The sequence below is a fragment of the Sphingobium vermicomposti genome (assembly GCF_011762025.1).
In the GTDB taxonomy this organism is placed as follows: domain Bacteria; phylum Pseudomonadota; class Alphaproteobacteria; order Sphingomonadales; family Sphingomonadaceae; genus Sphingobium; species Sphingobium vermicomposti.
Map to the genome: position 1 here is coordinate 739,215 of NZ_JAASQR010000001.1, position 22,792 is coordinate 762,006.

General features: G+C 63.3%; 19 protein-coding genes and 1 tRNA gene. 8 read left to right on the forward strand and 12 right to left on the reverse strand.

Annotated features, from left to right (window positions below; genetic code table 11):
- Nucleotides 1–180 precede the first annotated feature (180 nt).
- Complete coding sequence (locus FHS54_RS03630; protein WP_167302401.1) at nucleotides 181–2,010, forward strand: ABCB family ABC transporter ATP-binding protein/permease; 1,830 nt, start codon at nucleotides 181–183, stop codon at nucleotides 2,008–2,010.
- Nucleotides 2,011–2,040: 30 nt separating this feature from the next.
- Here the strand turns inward: FHS54_RS03630 and FHS54_RS03635 are convergent, their stop codons facing one another.
- On the reverse strand, nucleotides 2,041–2,889 hold the full coding sequence (locus tag FHS54_RS03635) for a hypothetical protein (protein ID WP_167302402.1): 849 nt from the start codon (nucleotides 2,887–2,889) through the stop codon (nucleotides 2,041–2,043).
- A gap of 110 nt (nucleotides 2,890–2,999) precedes the next feature.
- Between FHS54_RS03635 and FHS54_RS03640 the strand changes: the two genes are divergently transcribed.
- Nucleotides 3,000–4,319 (forward strand): SLC13 family permease, encoded by a 1,320-nt coding sequence (locus FHS54_RS03640; RefSeq protein ID WP_167302403.1) that lies wholly within the window; start codon nucleotides 3,000–3,002, stop codon nucleotides 4,317–4,319.
- A 4-nt stretch (nucleotides 4,320–4,323) separates the two neighbouring features.
- On the opposite strand, the gene FHS54_RS03645 is transcribed toward FHS54_RS03640, so the two are convergent.
- The 8 genes from FHS54_RS03645 to ectA are packed head-to-tail and all read right to left on the reverse strand — an operon-like array spanning nucleotide 4,324 to nucleotide 12,835.
- Nucleotides 4,324–5,595 carry a mechanosensitive ion channel family protein gene (locus tag FHS54_RS03645; protein ID WP_167302404.1) on the reverse strand — a complete coding sequence of 424 codons (1,272 nt, stop codon included), beginning with the start codon at nucleotides 5,593–5,595 and terminating at the stop codon, nucleotides 4,324–4,326.
- Entirely contained in the window at nucleotides 5,592–6,935 is a 1,344-nt protein-coding gene (locus FHS54_RS03650) for an MFS transporter (RefSeq protein ID WP_167302405.1), read from the reverse strand. The genes FHS54_RS03645 and FHS54_RS03650 overlap by 4 nt, the downstream gene beginning before the upstream one ends.
- Entirely contained in the window at nucleotides 6,932–8,182 is a 1,251-nt protein-coding gene (locus FHS54_RS03655; RefSeq protein WP_167302406.1) for an MFS transporter, read from the reverse strand. Before FHS54_RS03655 ends, FHS54_RS03650 begins: the two co-directional genes overlap by 4 nt.
- Before the next feature lie 20 nt (nucleotides 8,183–8,202).
- Nucleotides 8,203–9,645: an aspartate kinase gene (locus FHS54_RS03660; protein ID WP_167302407.1), complete on the reverse strand. Its 1,443-nt coding sequence runs from the start codon at nucleotides 9,643–9,645 to the stop codon at nucleotides 8,203–8,205.
- Nucleotides 9,642–10,562 (reverse strand): ectoine hydroxylase, encoded by a 921-nt coding sequence (gene thpD, locus FHS54_RS03665; RefSeq protein ID WP_167302408.1) that lies wholly within the window; start codon nucleotides 10,560–10,562, stop codon nucleotides 9,642–9,644. Before thpD ends, FHS54_RS03660 begins: the two co-directional genes overlap by 4 nt.
- 26 nt (nucleotides 10,563–10,588) lie before the next feature.
- Nucleotides 10,589–11,002, reverse strand: a complete 414-nt coding sequence (locus FHS54_RS03670; RefSeq protein ID WP_167302409.1) for an ectoine synthase — start codon at nucleotides 11,000–11,002, stop codon at nucleotides 10,589–10,591.
- A 13-nt stretch (nucleotides 11,003–11,015) separates the two neighbouring features.
- Nucleotides 11,016–12,323, reverse strand: a complete 1,308-nt coding sequence (gene ectB / locus FHS54_RS03675; RefSeq protein ID WP_167302410.1) for a diaminobutyrate--2-oxoglutarate transaminase — start codon at nucleotides 12,321–12,323, stop codon at nucleotides 11,016–11,018.
- A 32-nt stretch (nucleotides 12,324–12,355) separates the two neighbouring features.
- Nucleotides 12,356–12,835 (reverse strand): diaminobutyrate acetyltransferase, encoded by a 480-nt coding sequence (ectA, locus tag FHS54_RS03680; RefSeq protein WP_167302411.1) that lies wholly within the window; start codon nucleotides 12,833–12,835, stop codon nucleotides 12,356–12,358.
- A gap of 281 nt (nucleotides 12,836–13,116) precedes the next feature.
- Here ectA and FHS54_RS03685 point away from each other — a divergent pair, with 281 nt between their 5' ends.
- From FHS54_RS03685 to FHS54_RS03695, 3 genes are all read left to right on the forward strand, one after another.
- On the forward strand, nucleotides 13,117–13,605 hold the full coding sequence (locus FHS54_RS03685; RefSeq protein ID WP_167302412.1) for a MarR family winged helix-turn-helix transcriptional regulator: 489 nt from the start codon (nucleotides 13,117–13,119) through the stop codon (nucleotides 13,603–13,605).
- 68 nt (nucleotides 13,606–13,673) lie between these two features.
- Nucleotides 13,674–14,987, forward strand: a complete 1,314-nt coding sequence (locus tag FHS54_RS03690) for a chloride channel protein (protein ID WP_243855596.1) — start codon at nucleotides 13,674–13,676, stop codon at nucleotides 14,985–14,987.
- A gap of 148 nt (nucleotides 14,988–15,135) precedes the next feature.
- On the forward strand, nucleotides 15,136–15,876 hold the full coding sequence (locus FHS54_RS03695; protein WP_167302413.1) for a hypothetical protein: 741 nt from the start codon (nucleotides 15,136–15,138) through the stop codon (nucleotides 15,874–15,876).
- Between the two features lie 133 nt (nucleotides 15,877–16,009).
- On the opposite strand, the gene FHS54_RS03700 is transcribed toward FHS54_RS03695, so the two are convergent.
- A tRNA-Thr gene (locus FHS54_RS03700) sits at nucleotides 16,010–16,084 on the reverse strand.
- A 109-nt stretch (nucleotides 16,085–16,193) separates the two neighbouring features.
- Between FHS54_RS03700 and FHS54_RS16530 the strand changes: the two genes are divergently transcribed.
- Nucleotides 16,194–16,325, forward strand: a complete 132-nt coding sequence (locus tag FHS54_RS16530; RefSeq protein WP_279589125.1) for a hypothetical protein — start codon at nucleotides 16,194–16,196, stop codon at nucleotides 16,323–16,325.
- A 14-nt stretch (nucleotides 16,326–16,339) separates the two neighbouring features.
- Here the strand turns inward: FHS54_RS16530 and FHS54_RS03705 are convergent, their stop codons facing one another.
- Nucleotides 16,340–18,121, reverse strand: a complete 1,782-nt coding sequence (locus FHS54_RS03705) for an aminopeptidase P family protein (RefSeq protein ID WP_167302414.1) — start codon at nucleotides 18,119–18,121, stop codon at nucleotides 16,340–16,342.
- A 110-nt stretch (nucleotides 18,122–18,231) separates the two neighbouring features.
- Here FHS54_RS03705 and FHS54_RS03710 point away from each other — a divergent pair, with 110 nt between their 5' ends.
- On the forward strand, nucleotides 18,232–20,307 hold the full coding sequence (locus tag FHS54_RS03710; protein ID WP_167302415.1) for a S9 family peptidase: 2,076 nt from the start codon (nucleotides 18,232–18,234) through the stop codon (nucleotides 20,305–20,307).
- A 22-nt stretch (nucleotides 20,308–20,329) separates the two neighbouring features.
- Nucleotides 20,330–20,731 carry an acyl-CoA thioesterase gene (locus FHS54_RS03715; RefSeq protein ID WP_167302416.1) on the forward strand — a complete coding sequence of 134 codons (402 nt, stop codon included), beginning with the start codon at nucleotides 20,330–20,332 and terminating at the stop codon, nucleotides 20,729–20,731.
- A 3-nt stretch (nucleotides 20,732–20,734) separates the two neighbouring features.
- Here the strand turns inward: FHS54_RS03715 and FHS54_RS03720 are convergent, their stop codons facing one another.
- Entirely contained in the window at nucleotides 20,735–22,768 is a 2,034-nt protein-coding gene (locus FHS54_RS03720) for a TonB-dependent receptor plug domain-containing protein (protein WP_167302417.1), read from the reverse strand.
- Between the last annotated feature and the right edge of the window lie 24 nt (nucleotides 22,769–22,792).

Consider the following 22,792-nt stretch of genomic DNA (forward strand, 5'->3'; position numbering starts at 1 on the left):
TTGGGGGTGGGGGCGAGCGAAGCGAGCGCTGGGCTGGCTGGCCGAGCTGGGCTGGCCGAGCTGGGCTGGCGGATAGGTTGCTGGCGATCATTACATGATCGCACCCTCCCCTTCCCCCTCCCGCAGGCGGGAGGGGCTTATAAGTGGCATTTAAGGCTCAGCTCTCCTACATCTGCCCCCATGCCGCCATCCACGCCTGACAACACACCCCTTCCACCCGTCTGGGCAACATTGCGGCGGTTTCTGCCCTATCTGTGGCCCGCCGATGCGCCTGCGCTGCGGCGGCGCGTCGCTATCGCCATGATCCTGGTAGTGATGGCAAAGGCCATCAGCCTGGCCATGCCCTTCGCCTACAAAGGGGCGATCGACCGCATGGCACCGGGGATGGAGCCTGCTGCCGGGCTGGCGATCGCACTGGTGGTCGCCTATGCCGGGGCGCGGTTCGCCAGTGTCTTGTTCGACAATTTGCGCAATGCCGTGTTCGAGCGGGTGGGGCAGGAAGCCGGGCGGCGGCTTTCGGACGATGTGTTCGTCCATCTGCACCGGCTGTCGTTGCGCTTTCATCTCGACCGGCGCACCGGCGCGGTCACCAAGATCGTCGAACGCGGCACCAAGAGCATCGACACGATGCTCTATTTCCTGCTGTTCAACATCGCGCCCACGGTGCTGGAACTGACGGCGGTCTGCGTCATCTTCTTCGTAAAGTTCGGGCCGGGGCTGGTGGTGGCGACGCTGGTGATGGTGGCGCTCTATATCTGGTTCACGCGCACCATCACCGAATGGCGCAATCAGTTGCGGCGCGACATGGTGGACATGGACACCAACGCCGTCGCCCATGCGGTGGACAGCCTGCTGAATTTTGAGACGGTCAAATATTTCGGCGCGGAACAACGGGAAGCCGCCCGCTATGGCAAAGCCATGCGGCGCTATGCCGAAGCGGCGGTGAAATCGGAAAACAGCCTTGCCTGGCTCAACGTCGGGCAATCCCTGATCACCAACCTTATGATGGCGGGCGCGATGGGATATACCGTCTGGGGATGGAGCCGGGGCGCGTTTTCGACAGGCGACGTTGTGCTGGTAAATACATTACTTAGCCAACTATTCAGGCCGCTCGATCTGCTGGGCATGGTGTATCGCACGATCCGGCAGGGCGTTATCGACATGGAGGCGATGTATAAGCTGATCGATACGCCGACCGAAGTGGGCGACAGGCCCGACGCGCCAGCGCTGAAGGTGAAGTCCGGTGAAGTGCGTTTCGATCATGTGCGCTTTGGCTATGATCCCGATCGCGAAATCCTGCACGATGTCAGCTTCACCGTGCCAGCGGGCCGGACGCTGGCGATTGTCGGCCCTTCAGGTGCGGGGAAATCGACCATCGCCCGCACGCTGTTTCGCTTTTACGATATTCAGCAGGGCCGGATAATGATCGATGGGCAGGATATCGCGGCGGTGACGCAATCCTCGCTTCGCGCCGCGATCGGCATCGTGCCGCAGGACATGGTGCTGTTCAACGACACGGTCGGCTATAATATCGGCTATGGCCGCGAAGGGGCGAGCCAGGCAGAGATCGAGGCAGCGGCCAGGGCAGCCTCCATCCACGACTTCATCATGCGCCTGCCACAGGGATATGACACGCGCGTGGGCGAGCGTGGCCTCAAGCTGTCCGGCGGCGAAAAGCAGCGCGTGGCGATAGCGCGCACGCTGCTCAAGGACCCGCCGGTGCTGGTGCTGGACGAGGCCACGAGCGCGCTCGACAGCCGGACCGAGACCGAAATTCAGGACGTGCTGCGCAACATAGCGCGCAAACGCACCACGCTGATTGTCGCCCACCGCCTGTCCACCGTCGTCGATGCCGATGAGATCATCGTGCTGGATCAAGGCCGCGTCGTCGAGCGGGGTCGTCATGCTGACCTGGTCCGCGCCGACGGCCTTTATGCGGTGATGTGGACGCGGCAGGCGAGCGAGCGGGAAGAACCCGTCAGCGAACCGGCCCTGAGCGACCTACGCTAACGCCGATCCGGCACTCAGCGCCCAGTATGATCAATGCCATTCGACGATGGGTTCTGGCTTGTCCGGGGCGACGAACGCCACCCGTTCAAACTGAACCGCGATCAGGCAACGGGGCGCCAGCGACACGTCATGCTGGAAACAATGGATGGGCTGGCCGTCCGCAAACCCGGAAATCTTGCCTTCCAGTTGGAGCTGATATCCGCGCGCTGACGGCGCTTCGCCTTCCTCCAGCTTGACCGTGGACGAATAGGGGCGGTCGCCGCGCCGCAACGTCCTTGGCCCCTCAGGTGAATAAAATTGAGCGATCGCCAGGCGCTGGCCCTGGGAGGCGGCGACGTCCTTCAGCACGCCCCCCTCGGCGGGGCACTGGTCCGCGCGGGTCCATGGACGGCGTATCCAGAACCCCTCGACCGCATCGAATTTCATGTCCGCCGCCAGCGTTTTCACCCATTCCGTATCGGCAAGGCTGTTGGCGCGGGCGCGAAGCCTGAGCGCGCGGCTCTTGGGATTGAAGCTCCACCCTGCCCACGCATCATCCGCTCCGTCCGTCATTTCGCCCGCGCAACCAAAAGGCATGCGCAGGATGAAGGATCGCCCGACCAGTTGCGCGTTGGATGGCGGCATCGCGCCGCCGCTGGCCGTCGCATCCGCCGCGCTTGCCGCAGCCGCCAGCAGGGCTGCGCGGTCCAGCGGTGGCGGTGGCACCGGAATGACGGGGATCTTGGGAACCTCCACCTTGGGTGGCTGTTTCGGTTCGGCCTGCGTGGGCTGGGGCGAGGGTGCCTGCTCCCGTGTAACGATGGCGACCGTCAACGCGGAACCCGCCGCAGCGGCAATCAGATAGGAAAGAATGCGCAACCGGATATTCTGTTCTGCCATGAACCAAGCCTAGCAGATATGATGGCGAAATTGACCCCTAGGCTCAAGATTTTCCTCGCCAATCTTCCATTTTCCCTGCCGGAAATCCTCCTTTATGCTACCGGGTGGCCATGACGCTTGAGCAACTAGTCACCCTTCTCGTGCTGGCGGGCGTGGTTGTCGCCCTGATCTGGGACAAGGTTCGGGCCGATGTCGTCGCCCTGTCGGGTGCGGCCATCCTTCTTCTGACCGGTGCGGTGCGGCCCAGCGAGGTGCAGGGTGCCTTTGGCAGCCCGGCGATCATCGCGCTCGCTTCCCTGTTCGTCATCGCCCACGCCATGGAATTGTCGGGACTGCTCGACCTGCTGATCCGCAAGGCGGTCGCGCTCTGCCGCCGGATCGGCGCGCTTGGCATCTGGTTGCTGATCCTGCTGTGCGGCGGCGCTTCGGGCTTTTTGAACAACACGCCCATCGTGGTGCTGGCTGCGCCCGTGGTGCGGGACGTGTCCCAATCGCTGAAGCTGGACCCCAAACGTTTCCTCATGCCGCTATCCTACGTCGCGGTGCTGGGGGGATGTTGCACGTTGATCGGCACGTCCACCAACCTGCTGGTTGACGATATGGCGCGGTCGTCGGGTCAGCCGCCTTTCTCCCTTTTCGAAATCACGCCGGTGGGTCTGGTCGTTGCCGCGGCTGGCGGCCTCTACCTTTTCTTCTTTTCTGGTCGGCTGCTCGCCAGGCCCCTGCCCGCACGGCTTGAACGGATGGAAGCCGCCCTGCCCCACCATGTCAGCCATGTGGACGTAGCCGGGGACGCGGTCGGCGATCCGGGCAGTTTCGTCGAGCAAAGGCCGCTCGCTCCCGCCAAGGCCATTGCCTCCACCGTGATCTTCCTGGGCGTCATCATCCTTGCCGCGCTCAACATCACCCCCATCGCTGCTTCGGCGTTCGGCGGAGCGGTGTTGCTGATATTGCTCCGCGTCATCCGGCCTGAGGAAGCCTATGGCGGGTTGCGGCCCGAAATCCTGATGCTGATCGTCGGCATGGTCGTGATCGGCATCGCGCTGGAACAGACGGGCCTTGCATCGTCGGCCACCAACGCGCTGATCGACAAGGTCGGACTGTTCGGCCCTCTGGGCGCGCTCATCCTGCTCTATGGCGCGACTTTGTTCCTGACCGAACTGCTATCCAATGCCACCGTGGCCGTTCTGGTGACCCCGATCGCGGTCGCGCTGGCCGAAAGCCTGAATGTCAGCCCTCGCCCGTTCCTGGTGGCGGTGATGATGGCGGGCAGCGCTGCGTTCGCCACGCCTTTCGGCTACCAGACCAATGTCCTGGTCTATCAGATGGCGGGTTACAGCTATCTCGACTTCACGAAGGTCGGGCTTCCGTTGAACTTGGTGACCTGGGTCGCGGCGGTCGCCGCCATCCATTGGTTCTTCCCGTTCTGATAGTCTAGGCCCGCGCGCGCCGCCCGCCTTCCGCCATCGCAAGTTCAGCCACATCCGCGCCCGTTGGCCGCTGAAACAACCTCAACCCGAACTGGGGCAGGATGGCGATCAGGTGGTCGAAAATATCCCCCTGCACCCCTTCATATTCGTCCCACACCGTGCTGTCGGCGAAAGCATAGATTTGCAGCGGCAGGCCATATTCGCTCGGTTCCAGCTGTCGCACCAACAGGGTTTTGTCCTGCGCGATATCACCGCGCGCCTTCAGATAGGCATGCACATAGGCGCGAAAGGTGCCGATATTGGTGAGCCGCCTGCCATTGACGGGGTTGCTCGCGCCATGTTGCTGGTTCCAACGGCCGATATCCTGTTGCTTGGCCTGCAGATATTCCTTCAGCAGCGAAAATCGCGTCAGGTTCTCGACGTCCTGCTGTTCAAGGAACCGGACGCTGCTCTGATCGATCATCAACGAACGCATGATGCGCCGCCCCCCGGATTCCGACATGCCGCGCCAGTTGCGGAAGCTTTCTGATATCAGGCGATGGGTGGGAATGGTCGTGATCGTCTTGTCGAAATTCTGGATCTTCACGGTGTGCAGCGCGATGTCGATGACGTCGCCATTGGCATCAAGCTGCGGCATTTCGATCCAGTCGCCCACGCGCACCATGTCGTTCGACCCGATCTGCACGGAAGCCACCAGTGACAGGATCGTATCCTTGAACACCAGCATCAAAACCGCAGCCATCGCGCCCAGGCCGGACAGCAGCAGCAGGGGCGACTGGTCCATCAATGCCGCGATCATCAGGATGGTGGCGGTGGCATAGACCATCAGTTTCGCCACCTGCACATAGCCCTTGATCGGCCGGTTCGCGGCATGGGGACGGCGCTGATACAGGTCATTGAACAGGGCCAGCAGCCCGCTGACCGCAATGGCCATCGTCAGGATGATGAAGGCCGCGCACAGGCTCTGGACGAACGATACCAGCCCCGCGGGCAGATGCGGCACGGCAGCGATGCCCTGCTGAATGACCAGCGCGGGCACGATGTTCGACAGCCGCGCGACGATCGCGCCTATATGCTGCGCCTCTATGTGAAAAGGCAGGTGGCGCAGCAACCGCAACAACACGCGCAGCACGATGCGTTTGGTGATCCAGTTCGCGATCCAGGAAAACAGGCCCAGCAGCAGCAGCGCCAGCCCGCTCTGCATCCACGGCTCACGCACATAGCCTTGGACCAGCGTGTCCAGACTGTCATTGGCGATGGGAAGATGGGTGATCAAGCGTGCGCCTCCTGCGCGAATGGGTCGCCCTGCAGGGACTTGCCTGCCGTTTCCGGCATAAAGCGCAGCGCGAAAAGGCCGACGATGCACGCGATCATCATCGTGAATGCGGGCATCAATTCATTGCCGGTCAGGGTGATGAGGCCGCTGTTGACCGCTGGCGCGGTGCCGCCAAAAATCGACGTCGACACATTATAGGCAATGGCAAAACCGGCGAAGCGCACCTGCGTCGGGAACAAGGCGGGAAAGGTCGCCGATATGGTCGCCAGCTGCGGAACATACAGCAGTCCCAGTAGGGCAAAGCCGACGATGGCGCCGATCAGCCCCGTGCCCATCAGCAGATAGAGCGGCACCGCCCCGATCAGCAGCCCGATCAGCGAGACGCGCCACATCGGCCGCCGCCCCACCCGGTCCGACAATTTGCCCGCAAACGGCAGGAAAGCCATCATGAACAACATGCCGATGATCGGGACGATCAGCGCTTCGTCCGGCGAAAGGCCGATGCGCCGCTGGAGGTAGGTCGGCATGTAACTGAGCAGCGTATAGTTGACGACATTGAGCGCCACGACCAGCCCACCGACGACCAGCATGGGCCGTCTGTAGCGCCGCATCAGCAGGCTGAGGCCGGGGGTAGGCGCGGTGCTTTCGCGGCTTGCATGTTCGCGGAAGATCGGCGTGTCCTCCATCTTGGACCGCAGATACATGCCCACCAGCCCCATCGGTCCGGCAATCAGAAAGGGGACGCGCCATCCCCACTGGTGCATCGCCTCTTCACCCAGCGTCAGGGAAAATCCCAGCATCAGCGATGCACCCAGCGAAAAGCCCGCCAGCGTCCCGAACTCCAGGAAGCTGCCGAAAAAGCCCCGCCGGTCGTCGGGTGCATATTCCGCCATGAACGTCGCGGCACCGCCATATTCGCCGCCGGTGGAAAAGCCCTGCACCATGCGCAGGATGATCAGCAGCGCGGGTGCCCACATGCCGATGCTGGCATGACTGGGGATCAGCCCCACGCACAGCGTCGCGCCCGCCATCAGCAATATGGTCAGCGCCAGCACCGACTTCCTGCCCAGCCTGTCCCCCAACGGACCCCAGAACAGCCCACCCAGAGGCCTGACCAGAAAGGAAATGGCAAAGGTCGCCAGCGCGAACAGCACCGCTTCGTCCGTATCTCCGGGAAAGAGCGCAGCTGAAATATAGGTGACGCCATAGGCGTAGATGCCATAGTCGAACCATTCGGTCGCATTGCCCATGGCCGACGCGGCAATCGCCCGGCGCATGGTGACGGCGTCCGCCGCCTGCGCGTCAGGCAAGGGTGGAAGGGTGGCCGAAGTTGCGGTCATCTCATTTGTCCTGCGATGGGTTCGTCATCCGAAACATTGGGGTCGAGCAGCGATGCCATGGGCGTCGTGCGCGGCATGATCTGAAAATCCTGCTGCTCGGCGGACGGGACGGGATCGGAGGCCCTCTGACGCCACAGGCCCAGCAACAGCGCGAGGCCAGCGCAGATCGCGATGAACAGGAACAGCCCGCCCGTGCCCGCGACGGTCATGAAGCCAGCGGCGCAGACCGGACCGAATGCCGCGCCAACGGAGTAAAGCAGCACCAGCCTTCCGCTGGCCGTCACGCGTTCCGATTCCAGCAACCGGTCGTTGCAATGGGCGACACACAGGGGATAGAGCGCGAAGCTGAGACCGCCGAACAATGCGCCCAGCGCCAACAGGCCGAATCCGCCCGATGCTGTCAGCGCCAGAGCGAGGCTGACCAGCGCGACGACAGCGAAACTGATGATGATGACGACCCGCCGGTCATAACGGTCGGACAGTCGGCCCAGCGGCCATTGCAGCGCTACGCCGCCCAGAATGACGATCATCATGAACCGCGCGGTTTCCGCCAGTTCCAGCCCCAGCCGCCGGACGTGCACCGCGGCCAGACCATAAAAGGCCCCCAGCATCAGCCCGGTGGCGAGAGCGCCAATGGTGCCGAGGGGCGAAGCCGCCAGCAGCGACCGGATCGAAAAGGCGCTCGCTTCGACCGGGGCGGGCGCTGAACTGCGAGTGAGACAGAGCGGGATGATCGCGAGCGAAATCAGGATGGATGCAATCTGGAAAGGGACAGCCGGATAAGCACCTGCCGCGCCCAGCAGCAGTTGGCCCACGGCCTGTCCCGAATAGAGAGCGACCATATAGGCCGCCAACACGCTGCCCCTCATGTGCGGCTCTGCACGGTCGTTCAGCCAGCTTTCCAGGCAGACGAACACACCGGCGACACAGACACCATCGATCAGCCGCAGCATCGACCAGAATAAAGGGTGCGCCAGCAATGCGTAGGCCAGGGTGCTCGCCGACAGAAGCGCCACGAAGGCGGCAAAGGCGCGGATATGCCCGACCTGCCGCACCACGCCGCCAGCCCGCAGCGACCCCAGCACCAAACCGCCGAAATAGGCGGTCGCGACCATGCCGATCGCCATGGTGCCGCTGCCCGCGCGCTCCAGCCGAAGACTGATGAGCGTCGCCAGAAATCCGCTTCCACTCATCAGCATGAATATGGACAGCAGCAGGCTGCGGACAGGCTGGATCGCCAGGAACATGGGTGCAGGCAGCGTCGGCGTCAGGCCGCGCGCCGTCCCTCCAGCACAGGCGCACCTTCTTCCACCAGCGCCCGATGCAGCGCCTGCACGGCGGTATCGAACTGGGCGGCATGGACCACGAACTGGACGTCCACATTGCGGATCTGATGTTGCATCGCGACCACTTCGACATCTGCCGCGGCCAGCGCCTGAAGCGCGTCAGGCACCAATCCCGGCCTGGATATATCGCTGCCGATGACGGAAACGATGGCCACTGGCTGCGTCGATATCGCCGCGTCCTGATAGCGCGCCTGCAGGTCCGCTATCACCCTTTTCATCGTCGTCGGGTCGGTCGCCAGATAATGGGTGATGGTATTGGCGTTGGACGATTTGCTGACGATCCAGGCATCATGCCGGGCCAGCGCGTCCAATATCGCCGCATCATATCCCTTCACGCCCACCATATCCTGTTCAAAGAACTGGAGCGCCTGGGCGTGGCGGATGCCGGTGACGATCTCGACGCGCGGGCTTTCCGACACATAGTCGCCGCAGATCAGTGTGCCGCCATCCTCCCGGTCGAACGTATTGCGGACGCGCAGCGGGATGTTCGTCTGGCGCAGACCCCGGCCCGCGCCGGGGTGGATCGCCTCCATGCCCAGATTGGCCAACTGATCGGCGACATCATAATTGGTGCGACCGATCTTGCGCGCCTTGTCCGTGCCGACCAGTTTCGGGTCGGCGCTCGACAGGTGGAACTCCTTGTGGATGATGGCTTCCCGCGCGCCAGTCAGCACAGCGATACGCGAAAATGTCATTTCCGAATAGCCACGCGCATAGCGTCGCACCATGCCCTCGCTGCACCCGGCATATCCGGTGACGATGGGCAGGCTGGTGGCAAGGTCGACGCCTGCAAAGGCTTGTTCGATCCGTTCGTCCAGGCCGCGCATGTCCTGCTGGTCCCAAAGCGTCAGGTCGACGAAGCGCGCATTGACCCCACGGTCGCGCAACAGCAGCGCGGTGCTGTGGGCGCTATGCGCTTCCCCCAGCCCCGCCAGCAGTTCGCGCACGGTCATCAGCTGTTCCTTGACGCAAAAGCGCCCGTGGCTGCGCAGCCGCGCCAGATCTTCCAGGCAGGCCGCGACCGCGTCGATGCGCCGGTCGACAAAGGCGTCCGCTTCCTGAACGCTTTGCGGCCGCACGAATATCGCGGCGTTGCGTTCCTGCATGGCGCGCCGGACATCTCCCATCGCCAGCCGCCATCCGTCCGCGCCATCATCCGCGACGAAGCGGGCATAGACACCGGAAACACCGCTTTTCTTGTGCTCCAGCAACAGGTCGGTCATCCCGGCATAGGCTGACACGACGAAGATGCGGTTATAAAGGTCCGCGCCCTTGCGGCCCGCGATCAGGACATTGTCGAACAATGTCGCGGTCGCCGCCATGGATGTTCCGCCGATCTTCTCGACGCTGTGCGTGCCTGTCATGCCAGCACCTCCGCCATCAGCGGCCCGGCCTGCGGCACGACCGTTTCAGCCTGCGCGCGCGCGGCGATGAAATCGGGCCTTGGCTTGTCGACGCCGAACGGAGCCACCAGCCGGTTGCTGACGGCGTTATACACCAGAAAAGCGTTGGCGCGCGGGAACGGGGTGATGTTCCCGTTCGACCCGTGCATGGCGTTGCAGTCGAAAATCACGACAGCGCCCGGTTTCCCGGTCGGCGCGACGATGCCATGCCGGTCGGCCAGCTCCGCCAGGCTGTCTTCGTCCGGCACGCCATATTCCTGGCGCTTGAGCGACATGCGATAATGGTCTTCCGGCGTCTCCCCAACACAGGTCAGGAAGGTGCGGTGCGATCCGGGGATCAGCATCAGCGGCCCGTTATTCGGCGTGTTTTCAGCCAGCAGCACCGACATGGACAGCGCCCGCATCCGGGGCATGCCGTCTTCGACATGCCAGGTTTCGAAATCGCTGTGCCAGTAAAATTCCTTGCCCTGGAATCCGGGCTTATAGTTGAGCCGCGACTGGTGGATATACACATCGTCACCCAACAGAAAGCGCGCGACATTGGCCAACCGCTCGTCGGCGGCCAGCCGGGCGATGACCGGACTTTGCGCGTGGATGCGAAAGATCGACCGGATTTCCCGGCCATCCGGCTCGCTGATGACCGTTTCGGCCTCCAGCGCATCGGGATCGGCCAGTAGCTTGCCTGCCTCCCTTTGCAGGAAAGTGACTTCCTCTTCGGAAAACAGGTCGTCCAGAACCAGATAGCCATCGCGATCGAACATCGCGGCCTGATCCTGCGTGATGGGTGCGTCATTGGTCCAGTCGCTGTGAACGACAGGGTCCAGACGCGGCAACATTTCCGCCTGAACGGATTGGCGGGACGGGTAGATGTCTTGCAAGGGACTTCCCCCTTTCTGGTTTAGGGTCAACTTACGGGCGCAGGCTCGCGCGCCATGTCGGCAGCCGCCGGATAGGCCCCGTTTTCGTCATGCACTTCCCGACCCGTCACGGGCGGGTTGAACACGCACGCGGTCAATATGTCGGTTTCCGGCCGCACCACATGCTTGTCATGGGCGTTGAGCGCATACATCACCCCGGACGCGAGCCGGTGGGTGACGCCTGTCCCCAGATCCTCGATCGTGCCCGTTCCTTTCAGGACCAGCACTGCTTCCAGATGGTTCTGATAGTGCATGTGGATCTCTTCGCCCGCATACATGGTGGTGACATGGAAGGAAAAACCCATGTCGTCATCCTTCAGCAGAAGACGGGCGCTTTCCCATTGTTCGGTGCGGACATTCTGGTCCGACTTGCGGATTGCCTGAAGCTTGCGAACGATCATGACTGTCTCCTTTTTACTCGGCGGCCACGCCGATGGGCGCGGACAACGCTTCGCGAATGCTGCGTTCCACTATGTCGAGCCCGGCTGACAGCAGGGCGTCGTCGATGATGAGCGGGGCGAGCACCTTGACGATTTCGTCATGCGCGCCGCTGGTTTCGATGATGACACCGCGATCGAAGCAGGCGGCGGTGACCGTGGCGGCGGTTTCGCCAGATCCCAGGTCGATGCCGCGCATCATGCCCCGACCACGGGTGGACAACCCAAATTCGACCGCGATCGCGTCCAGCCGCCGCTCCAGCAACGCGGCGCGGCGGTCGATATCCTCCTGAAAGCGGCCATCGCTCCAGAAGTGACGGAACGCCGCCGTCGCGGTGACAAAGGCGTGGTTATTGCCCCGGAATGTGCCGTTATGTTCGCCCGGCGACCATTGATCGAGCTCGGGACGAAACAGCGTCAGGGCAAAGGGCAGGCCCATGCCCGACAATGACTTCGCCATCGTGACGATGTCAGGCGTAAAGCCCATGCCTTCGAAGCTGAAAAAGCCACCCGTCCGGCCGCATCCGGCCTGGATATCATCGACGATCATCAGCGCGCCGTGGCGCTTGGCAATATCGGCGATCTTGCGCAGCCATTCAGGCGACGCGACATTCAGCCCACCTTCGCCCTGCACCGTTTCCACCAGGATCGCGGCGGGCGCATCCAGACCGCTCGACGGGTCGGCCAGACGGCGTTCCAGCAGGTCCGCCGTGTCCACGTCGGGTCCGTGATAGCCGTCATAGGGTTCATGCGCGACATGGTTCAACGGCACACCCGCGCCACCGCGCTTGGCGGCGTTGCCGGTGCAGGCCAGCGCGCCCAGCGTCATGCCGTGAAAACCATTGGTGAAGGCAATCACCATTTCCCGGCCCGTCACCTTGCGCGCCAGCTTGATCGCTGCTTCCACCGCGTTGGTGCCGGTCGGCCCGGTGAACATCGCGCGGTAATCCAGCCCCCGCGGCTTCAGGATCACCTGCTCCAGCGTGTTCAGGAAATCCGCCTTCGCATCGGTATGCAGGTCAAGGCCGTGGGTGATACCGTCACCCGCAATATAGTCCAGCAGCGCCTGTTTCAGCACCGGATGATTGTGACCATAGTTCAGCGTCGAACAGCCGGACAGGAAATCCAGATAGCGGCCACCCTGATTGTCGTGCATCCACACGCTTTCCGCCCTGGTGAACTGGCGGGGCATGGACCGGGTATAGCTGCGCACGACGGATTCGCGGCGCTCGTAAATGCTCGTGTCGGGTGCGTGGGACGTGGGCTTGGGACGGGTGAATATCATCTCGTCGTTCCTCCTGTTGATAATTTGCGCCGTCAGCGGCGCAGCGGGCCGATGCATGCTTCCCACTCGGTGGCGTGGGCGCCGGCGAAATGGGCGTCGCGCTCGAACAGCGCGCGCCGGGAAAGTGATGCATTCCATCGGGCGGCCAGCCCTTCGAACAACGCCCATGATGGCTTGTTGTCGTCCGTGACGGTGGTGATCAGGTGCGTGACGCCGCCAGCCTCTGGCCGGTCGAGCAGCGTTTCGATCATGCGGCCAGCCAGCCCCACCCCCCGTGCAGCCGGGGACACCGCGACCTGCCAGACAAAGAAGCATTCCGGGCTGGACGGAGGGCGATAGCCCGAAACCCATCCGACAATATCCCCCTGCCGTTCGGCAACGATGCAGAAGTCGGCAAAATGCGTGCACTGCAACAGGTTGCAATAGGCCGAATTCGGATCCAGCGGCGGACAAGCCGCGATCAGCCCGGTGATGGCGGGACCATCGGTGGCAGTCGGCCTGCGAAAAATCATATCGCCACTAGGGCCGGGGAGGGGATGCGAAAAAGAAGACCGTGGCAGCCCCCGCGCCGCGCCGGATATTCGATCAAAGATTGTTAATCTCCCGAATTATATTTTCAGGCAGGACGATGTCTCCTGCGATGATGCGGCGCTTTATATGCTGATTTTGACTCAGTTTTCAACCCTGAGCTGCCAAAACCAATCCTTCGGCTACCGAAGCATCTGGGAAAGATGCTTTATTATTCGAAGGAAACGGACTGGCGCAGCGCTCTGCATTTCTCTATCAATTGACTATGGATTCAGAGTTCGCCCCGCTCACGCTTCGCGCCCTTCGCCGCGTTCTGCGCGCGACGGAAATCGGCAGCCGCCAGCTTGCCGCCGCCACGGGCCTCACCCCATCGCAATTGCTGGTGCTCCGGGAAATCGCCGCTAGGGAAGCGGCCACGCCCAGCGCCATCGCCAACGCCCTGCAATTCAGCCAGGCGACGATTACCACCATTGTCGACCGGCTACAGGAATTGGGCTTTGTCCATCGGCAGCGCAGCGACCGGGACAAGCGACAGTTTATCCTGACAGTCGAATCCGCTGGTCAGATGGCATTGGCGGGCGCTCCCGATCCGGTGCAGACGACCTTTACCGCGCGCTTCGTTCGCCTGCCGCAATGGGAACAGGCGATGATCCTGGCGGCGGTCGAGCGCCTTGCCATGCTGATGGATGCCCAACATATCGACGCCGCGCCCCTGCTGGACAGCGGCCTGATCGACCGGTCAGAGCCCGCCTGAGTGATGACCGCAGGATCACGGCGGACGCCAATGAACTTCACCCTCTCCCTTCGTGGGAAGAACGGCCAATGACACAGCGCAGCGCGAACCCCATGCTCCGCCGCGCCAGGATCATGCTGCGGCGTCACGGTCCCCAGGCGCGGGTCTGGCGTCGGCGTATCGCTATCGTAGGCGGCGCAATTCTTGTCGGCCTGGTGGCGTTGCTGTTCGCGCATCTTTCGGACCTGGCGGGGGAATTGTTCCTGGAAGGGGCGCGGCGATGGTGGTGGGCACCGCTGGCCGTGACGCCGCCCGGCTTTGCGCTGCTGGTATGGATCACGCGCAAATATGCGCCACTGGCCGCAGGCTCCGGCATTCCTCAGGTAATCGCCGCCTCTCGCGATCCCGATCGCGGCATGGACAGGCTGGTGTCAGCCCGCACAGTATGCACCAAATTCTTCCTGACCATCGGCAGCCTGTTTCTGGGCGCGTCGGTCGGGCGCGAAGGACCCACGGTCCAGATCGCGGCGTCGATCATGGGATATGCGCACCGGGTCATGGCCGTCCCGCTGCGCGCCTCCGTCTATATCGCTGGCGGCGCGGCAGGTGTGGCTGCGGCCTTCAACACGCCGCTGGCTGGCGTCGCCTTTGCCATCGAAGAATTGGCCGCCGCCTATGAACAGCGCATGACCTTGCTGGTGATGGCCGCCGTCCTGATCGCTGGCATGGTCAGCCTGGGCATATCCGGCGACTATGTCTATTTCGGCGAGATGCGACAGACGTTGAGCGCGCGGGACGCGCTGATCGCCGCGCCGGTCGCAGGGGTGTTTGGCGGTCTTGCGGGCGGGCTGTTTTCACGCCTGATGTTGGGCGCGGGCGTGACGAGTTTCGCGCCGATGCGCTGGATGCGCGCCCGGCCCATCCTGTTCGCCGGAATATGCGGCCTGGTCGTGGCGATGCTTGGAACCTGTACAGGCCTGACCTGGGGCACCGGCTATCGCACCGCTCATGCCCTGATATCCGGGGCCGACGTCCCCCTCTGGTTTGGGGCTGCCAAATTTTTGGCAAGCCTGGCAACCGCCGTATCCGGCCTGCCGGGCGGTATTTTCGCGCCGTCGCTGTCGGTCGGCGCAGGCGTCGGGGATATGCTGCGCAATATCTTCCCCTCCTACCCGCCCGGTGCCATCGTGCTGCTGGGCATGATCGCTTATTTCACCGGCGTGGTCCGCGCGCCTTTGACGGCGGTGATCATCATATCGGAAACGACCGCCAGCCGGGGCCTGATGCTGCCCCTTCTGGCATCGGCGCTGACCGCCGATTTTGCTGCCCATCTCATATGCAAGGAACGGCTTTATCACGGCCTGTCGAGAAGGTTCATCACACCTTCCCATGGGGCGGGTTAACCTCTGCAAATGTGAAAAAAAGGTGGAACTTCGATCAAGCGCCCCTAGTTTACGATGAGGCGTAACGCCTTTTTGCCTATTGAAATCGTGGTCGTGTGTCTGATTTTTTCCTTCCGGCGCGCGTCCGCACAGCCGGAGAAATGACAAGATGCACCGTGCTTTGCTGACAGCCCTGTTTGTTTCAGTATCCCTTCCCGCTTTCGCTCAGGACGCCGCCCCTGCCGGGCAGGCCGCCACCCCCGCCGGGGAGGCCGCCGCCGCTCCCGCGCCAGCCCTCAGCCCGGACCAGATCAAGGCCTTCAACCAGGCCGTGACCGACTTTACCGCCGGTCAGCAGGCGCAACAGAGCGGCGACAATGTCACGGCATCCGCGAAATATGACGCCGCGCTGCCCGCCATCCGGGACGCGGTTAAGGCGCAGCCCGACAATATCGACAATGTGAACTTCCTGGCCAATGCTCTTTACGCTGCGGCAGCGGCCAATGCCGGGCTGCAAAAGCTGGACGCGGTCCCTCCGCTATATGAAGAAAGCCTGCCTTACTGGCGGCAGGTCATCGCGGCCCGGCCTGCGGACGCACAGAGCCGGGGCGTTCTGACCGGAATATTGATCCAGCTGGGCAATTTCAAACTGGGCAAGCAAGATAAGGCAGGTGCCGCGCCCTATTATGCCGAAGCGCTCCCACTCGCGCGCAAGGCGGTCGCCGAGAAAGCCGACGCGATCAACAAGAACATCCTTCTGTCCGCGCTGATCGGCGCAAGCCAGACGAGCGATGATCCGGCTATCAAGGCCGAAGCCGTCACCATGTCGAAGGCGATGATTGCCGATGGCAGCATCGACGCGATCAACAAGCCCGCCGCCCAGGTGCTCGCCGGAACCCCGGCAGCCTGATGATCTGACAGGGTTGGCATGTCTTCAGCCTGATGCTGGGGGCATGCCGACCATTCCTGCTGTTAAGCCAGCCGCGCGTCGTTCCGCCGCGCCGGGAAGACCCCGTTGATCGCGATGACGATAAAGGGAAAAATGGTGCTGCCGGTGAGGATTGAACTCACGACCTCAGCCTTACCAAGGATGCGCTCTACCACTGAGCTACGGCAGCACTTCACCATTTTCGCGCCCTGTCGGGCGACGGAGCCGGGCCTATGGCTGCGCGCGCCCACCTTGTCAAGGCGCTTGCGGCTACCGGTCCGATTTGCTTTAGGCGGTGCATGACAAGCGGACCGGATGATCGCAAGGAGCGGCTGGCGCAGGCGCTGCGCGACAATCTGCGCCGCCGAAAGGCGCAGGCGCGCGCCGTCACCACCGAACCACCGCCAGCAAAGCCCGATCCCGACCGATAAAAGCAGTCCACACGTCAAAGCGGCGCGCAGACTCCGTTGAGCCAGTCGCGCGCATCGCCATCCAACTGCGGCCCGATCTTCTCCAGCACCATGGCATGATAGTCGTCCACCCAGCCGCGCTCATCGGTCGTGAGCAACTCCACCGCGATGGCGTTCCGGTCGATCGGCGCAAAGGTCAGCGTTTCGAAACCCATCATCGCCCGCTCCCCGCCGGGCACATCGCGGCTTTCGACCAGCACCAGATTTTCGATGCGGATCCCATATTCGCCAGTCTTGTAATAGCCAGGTTCGTTGGACAGGATCATGCCCGGCTGCAACGGCTCATCACCGCCGCCAAATGTCGCGATCCGCTGCGGCCCTTCATGCACTGACAGGAAACTGCCGACGCCATGGCCGGTGCCATGGGCATAATCCAGCCCTTCCGCCCACAGATATTGCCGCGCCAGACTGTCCAGCTGCCCGCCGCGCGTCCCTTTCGGAAACTGCGCGCGGGCCAGCGCGATATGGCCTTTGAGAACCAGCGTGAAGCGGCGCTTCATCTCATCGCTGGCAAACCCGATTGCAACGGTGCGGGTGACGTCGGTCGTCCCGTCCCGATACTGCCCCCCTGAATCGACGAGGTAGAGCGAGTCAGGCTCGATGCGACGGCTGGTTGTTTCATCGACCCGGTAATGGACCACCGCGCCATTGGGTCCCGCGCCGCTGATCGTGTCGAAGGACAGGTCCTGAAGTTCGCCCGTATCGCGCCGGAACGCCTCCAGCCGCGCCGCCGCACCCAGTTCATCGACGCCGCCCTTGGGCGCTTCGACCGAAAGCCAGTGCAGGAACCGCGAAAGCGCCGCGCCGTCACGCAGCTGCGCCGCCTTATGCCCGGCAATCTCAACCTCATTCTTGATCGCCTTGGGCAGCACGGCGGGGTCACGCAGAGCCAGCACCGTCGCGCCACCCGCCTCCAAAGCCTCAAATATTGCCGCGACCGCCCGGTCGGGATCAGCGACCACCGTCCTGCCGTCAAAACCGCCAAGCGCCTGCGCGAAATCAGCGCGATCATGCACCCTTACGGCACTGCCCAGATGCTGGACGATCGCCTCATCCATCTTTTCCGGCGCAACATAAAGGTCGGCTGTCGCATCGGCATGGACAATCGCATAGGCCAAAGCGACCGGCGTCCGCGCAACGTCCTTGCCACGGATGTTGAAGGTCCAGGCGATGGAATCCAGCGCCGACAGCACCACCGCATCCGCCCTTGCCGCGGCCAGCCAATCGGCCATCGCCTGCAGCTTTTCCGCCGCGCCTTGGCCGGCATAACGCTCGTCATGCACCATGATCTTCGCGCTGCTGGGCGCTGGACGATCCGCCCAGACCGCATCGACCGGATTGCTGTTCACAGCGACCAGCGTCGCGCCTCGCGCCGCCACCGCCTCGCTCGCAGCCTTCACCCAGGCCCGCGTGTGCAGCCAGGGGTCATAGCCAATCCGCCCCCCCTCCGGCGCATGCGCGCCCAGCCATCCGGCGACCGAGCTTTGCGGAACGCCCTCATACTGCCACTGCGCCCCGTCCACCTGTTCGCGCACCTGCAGCGTATAGCGCCCGTCCACGAAGATCGCGGCGTCCTGTGCCAGCACCGCCGCGCTGCCTGCCGACCCCTGAAAACCCGTCAGCCACGCCAGCCGCTGCGCATAGGCCCCGACATATTCGCTCATATGTTCGTCGGTCAGCGGAATGACGAAGCCATCCAGCCCGTCGCGCTCCAATTGCGCGCGCAAAGCCTTCAGCCGGTCTTCATGGGTAGACATGGAAATTCCCTTGGATCACATCGGCCCCCTTGCGCAGGCCCTATCGCCGCCAACATAAGCAGGCATGCGCGCATATGCCAGCGCGCCCGACCCATGACCCAGGACTGTGAATGACCGCTTCCCTTGTTCCGCCCACCGCCGCCCGCCGCCCGTTCAGCCTGACCCGTCACGGCGTCACCGTCGAAGACCCTTGGGCATGGTTGCGCGACCCCGGCTATCCCGACGTGAAGGACAAGGATGTGCTGGCCTATCTGGGGGCGGAGAACGCCTTTTTCGAACAGGCCATGGCTCCGCGCAAGGCGCTGACCGACACGCTGTTCGCCGAAATGAAGGGCCGCATCAAGGAAGACGACCAGTCGGTCCCGCAGAAAGACGGCGACTATGTCTATTGGCGCGCCTTCGAAGTCGGGGCGCAATATCGCAAATGGTATCGGCGGCCGGTAGCGGCCAAAACCGACGGAACCGAGGATCAGCTGATCCTGGACGAACCGGCGCTGGCAGAAGGTCATGAATATTTCCGCCTGGGTGCGATGTCGGTCAGCCCGGATGGCCGTTACCTCGCCTACGCCATCGACAATAATGGATCGGAACGGTTCGAAGCGCGGATCAAGGATCTGTTCACCGGCGAATTGCTGCCGGAAATCATCCCCGACACGCTGTCGTCGCTGGTCTGGACCAGCGATAGCAAGGGGCTGCTCTACGGCATCGCCAACGAAAACTGGCGCACCGACAATGCCCGCCTGCACTGGCTGGGCCAGCCGGTCGAATCCGATGTGGAACTGTTCCATGAAGATGATGACGGCTTCCGCGTCTCGGTCGGCCTCACATCATCGGAAAAATGGATCGTCATCGCCACGGGCGATCATGTGACGACCGAAGTCTGGCTGCTCCCCGCCGACAATCCCACCGCCGCGCCGCTGCTGGTGACGGCGCGTCAGCCGGGCTGGGAATATGAAGTCGATGAACATGACGGCACGCTCTACATCCGCACCAACGACACCCACCCCAATTTCCGGCTGGTGAAAGCGTCTCTGGCCGCGCCGGGCGAGTGGGAGGAAGTGATCGCGCCTGACCCGCATTTCTATCTGACCGACTTCACTTTGTTCAAAACCTTCTACGTCACCGAAGGTCGGCAGGACGGGCTCGATCAGATCGAACTGCGCGATTATGCCACGCACAGCGCCAAACGGCTCCCCTTCCCCGAACAAAGCTATTCGGCGTCGCTGGACGACAATCCCGAATATGACGTGACGAAACTGCGCATCGGCTATGAATCGATGGTCACGCCCGACACCATCTATGACTATCATCTCGCCACCGGCGAACTGGAAGTGCTGAAAGTCCAGGAAATCCCGTCAGGCTATGACGCGACCCGTTATACGACCGAACGGCTGATGATCCCGGCCCGCGACGGCACGCAGATTCCGGTTTCGATCGTCTATCCCAAGGGCCTGCCCCGCGACGGCAGCGCGCCGCTCTACCTTTACGGCTACGGTGCCTATGGCATCGCGATGGAGCCTGGCTTTTCGACCAGCCGCCTGTCCCTGCTGGAACGCGGCTTCGCCTTTGCGCTGGCGCATATCCGGGGCGGCGACGATCTGGGCCAGCAATGGTATCTCGATGGCAAGCTGGACAAGCGCACCAACAGCTTCACCGACTTTGTCGACGTGGCCAAGGGGCTGATTGAAAAGGGCTATACGTCAAAGGGACGCATCGGCATTTCCGGCGGATCGGCGGGCGGCGAATTGATGGGCGCGGTGATCAACAGCGATCCCGATCTTTGGGGGGCCGTGGTCGCCCATGTGCCCTTTGTCGATGTCCTCAACACCATGCTGGACGAAACGCTGCCCCTGACGCCCGGCGAGTGGCCCGAATGGGGCAACCCGATCGAGGACCCCAAGGCATTCGAAACGATCCTGTCCTACGACCCTTATTGCAATGTGAAGGCGCAAAATTATCCGCCGCTGATGGTCACAGCGGGATTGAACGATCCGCGCGTCACCTATTGGGAGCCCGCCAAATGGGTCGCCCGGCTGCGCGCCACCAAGACGGACGACAATGTCCTGCTGCTCAAGACCAATATGGGCGCGGGCCATGGCGGAAAGTCGGGACGCTTCGAAAGCCTGCAGGAAACGGCGGAGGAATTTGCCTTCATCCTGTGGCAACTGGGGGTTGATCAGGGGTAAGCCCAATGGCCCGGAGGTCCTGATGCCATCAACCTACACAACGCAAATCACCGCCGGGCCGGAACACATCGATATCCTTGGCCATGTCAACAATGCGGTCTGGGTGCAATGGATGGAGCAGGTGGCGACCGAACATTGGACCCGCGACGCAGCGCCGGAACATCTCGACGCCTATATCTGGGTCGTCACCCGGCATGAGATCGACTATCGCGGCAATGTGAAAGCGGGCGAGGCCGTCACCGTCCGCACCTGGATTCCCGATGCCCCGCGCGGCGCGCGTTTTGACCGGCACATGTTATTCACCGGCGTCGATGGCAAAGTGAAGGTTAGCGCCAAATCCACCTGGGCGATACTGGATCGGCAATCGGGCCGCATCCTGCGGGTGCCGCCGGATGTCGCCGCCCCCTTCCTCGACCAAGATTGATCGTCAACCTGTCACCATCAGCCCCAGCCATAATGTCCGGGGCGTTCCAAGGTCGATCGACCCGCCCGCATTGCGGGTCACCACCCTCTCATCCAGCAGATTTTCGCCCCTGGCGATGATCGTCGCGCCATGGCCGATGGGGAAACGGGCCACCGCATCCACGGTCAGGGCATCGGGCAGCACATCCGATTGCAGGTCATCCTCATATTGTTTCGACACATAGCGCATGGTGGCGGACAGTTCCGGCCCCTGCGCGCGCCGCCACGCCAGCGTGGCACTGGCGGCATGGCGCGGGCTTTGAGCGGGCGAAAGACCGTCGAAATCCTCCCCCGGCGCATGGACCCTGCTGTGGCTATAGGCATAGGATGCCGACAGTCGGAAAGCGCCAGCATCGGCGCTGGCAGTCAATTCCACGCCTTTCGCAACGATGCGGTCGATATTCTGCCGTTCCCGCACGACGATCGCGCGCCCGCCGGTCACCGTCGAACTGATCGTCACATTGCCGACCGCATTGTCGAGCCGGTTGTAAAAGGCGGTGGCGGCCAGCCTGACGTTGGGCATCGGTGCCAGGTCGATGCCCGCTTCCACGCCCTTCAACTTCTCATTTTCCAGCGCCGGGTTGGCGCGCGTCGTCACCATCGACGCGGCTGACGCGATCACGAATGGACGATAGAGTTCATTGAGCGTCGGCAGGCGAAAGCCGGTATAAGCAGCTCCGCGCAGCGCCACGGCGTCGCTGATGCGATAAAGCGCGCCTGCCCGGCCCGACACTTCCCAGCCTGATCGGTCGGGAAACCTGTTGTCGGCAGCGCCCAGGCCCGCCGCGCGGAAAAATCCGTCCCGGATCGTCCAACGGTCCGCGCGGACACCGCCGGTCAGCACAAGGTCGCCCAACGTCCAGTCATCCTCGGCGAACAGTCCCGCCGTGACCTGCTTGCCCCCCGCATGCCGATGCGCACTGGCAAGGCCGGTCATGGCATTATAGGCGTCCTCGAACATGTCGCCGCTGGACAATCGGCTATCCGCGCCGACCCGCAACATATGGCCACCCCCAACGGGCGGGCGCAGTTCGATCTTGCCGCCAAGCCCCGTCGACGGCGTGTTCCGCTGGTCCAGTGACTTGCGGAAGGGTGGGCTGGACGAAATGACGATGTTCGAAAAATTGCGCGCCTGGACATAAGCGAGCGCGTCCAATTGCCACCGCCCCCGCGATACATAGCGAATGCTGGCGTCCTGCCCCTCGCTCACGCTGTCCGCCCCCCGGAACCGCAGCGTGCGCTCATCGCGAAAGATCGTTGCGCGGAACTGCACTTCCGACGTGGCCGACAATGGGGCCGCCGCCCGCAAATTGGCGGACCAGCCATCATAGGCGGCTGGCACCGTGGCCGCTCCACGCTGATCTTCCGGCACCGTATGGAATCCATCGCCGCGATCCCAGCGGCCCGACAGCGACACAAGGCCGCCGCCCAGGTCGGGGCTGAAGCTGGCCGACAATTCGGTGGCGTCGCGGCTGCCATAAAGGGCGCTCGCGGCGAAAACGGGAAGCTGGTCACGGGTGGCGCTGGCCAGTTCGATCGTCCCCGCGACCGCTCCTGCGCCGAACGGCCCCACGCCACCCCCGCGCGTCACCCGCACGACCGAAAGCCGGTCGGGGACCAACGCGCTAAACGGGATATAGCCGAAAAACGGGTCCGCCATCGGCACCCCGTCCAGCAGCACCAAGGTCCGGCTCGACGCATTGCCGCCCAGCGCTCGCAGGGTCGCGCCCTGTGCGGACGGATTGGCCGAACGGCTGTCGGACCGGCGGAATTGCTGGAACCCGGCCACGTCGCCCAGAATATTCTCGATCCTGCCCGACGCACTGTTCAACAGCCGGTCGCGATCGATGACCACCGATCCATAAGCAGGCGTGCCGGGCGGCAAGGGCAGGCCCGCGCCTGTGACGATGATCTTTGCCGGATCGATTTGGGCGGGCTGGCCCAGCGCGGCAGAGGGGAAGGCCAACAGGATGATAGGCAAGGCGGCTGCGTATTTCATGCCGCCTGCCCTACATCTCCCCCG

Coding starts and splice junctions, on each gene's coding strand:
- FHS54_RS03630 (WP_167302401.1), top strand. CDS start 181: ATGCCGCCATCCACGCCTGACAACACACCCCTTCCACCCGTCTGGGCA.
- FHS54_RS03635 (WP_167302402.1), bottom strand. CDS start 2,889: ATGGCAGAACAGAATATCCGGTTGCGCATTCTTTCCTATCTGATTGCC.
- FHS54_RS03640 (WP_167302403.1), top strand. CDS start 3,000: ATGACGCTTGAGCAACTAGTCACCCTTCTCGTGCTGGCGGGCGTGGTT.
- FHS54_RS03650 (WP_167302405.1), bottom strand. CDS start 6,935: ATGACCGCAACTTCGGCCACCCTTCCACCCTTGCCTGACGCGCAGGCG.
- FHS54_RS03655 (WP_167302406.1), bottom strand. CDS start 8,182: ATGTTCCTGGCGATCCAGCCTGTCCGCAGCCTGCTGCTGTCCATATTC.
- FHS54_RS03660 (WP_167302407.1), bottom strand. CDS start 9,645: ATGACAGGCACGCACAGCGTCGAGAAGATCGGCGGAACATCCATGGCG.
- FHS54_RS03670 (WP_167302409.1), bottom strand. CDS start 11,002: ATGATCGTTCGCAAGCTTCAGGCAATCCGCAAGTCGGACCAGAATGTC.
- ectB (WP_167302410.1), bottom strand. CDS start 12,323: ATGATATTCACCCGTCCCAAGCCCACGTCCCACGCACCCGACACGAGC.
- ectA (WP_167302411.1), bottom strand. CDS start 12,835: ATGATTTTTCGCAGGCCGACTGCCACCGATGGTCCCGCCATCACCGGG.
- FHS54_RS03685 (WP_167302412.1), top strand. CDS start 13,117: ATGGATTCAGAGTTCGCCCCGCTCACGCTTCGCGCCCTTCGCCGCGTT.
- FHS54_RS03690 (WP_243855596.1), top strand. CDS start 13,674: ATGACACAGCGCAGCGCGAACCCCATGCTCCGCCGCGCCAGGATCATG.
- FHS54_RS03695 (WP_167302413.1), top strand. CDS start 15,136: ATGCACCGTGCTTTGCTGACAGCCCTGTTTGTTTCAGTATCCCTTCCC.
- FHS54_RS16530 (WP_279589125.1), top strand. CDS start 16,194: ATGACAAGCGGACCGGATGATCGCAAGGAGCGGCTGGCGCAGGCGCTG.
- FHS54_RS03705 (WP_167302414.1), bottom strand. CDS start 18,121: ATGTCTACCCATGAAGACCGGCTGAAGGCTTTGCGCGCGCAATTGGAG.
- FHS54_RS03710 (WP_167302415.1), top strand. CDS start 18,232: ATGACCGCTTCCCTTGTTCCGCCCACCGCCGCCCGCCGCCCGTTCAGC.
- FHS54_RS03715 (WP_167302416.1), top strand. CDS start 20,330: ATGCCATCAACCTACACAACGCAAATCACCGCCGGGCCGGAACACATC.
- FHS54_RS03720 (WP_167302417.1), bottom strand. CDS start 22,768: ATGAAATACGCAGCCGCCTTGCCTATCATCCTGTTGGCCTTCCCCTCT.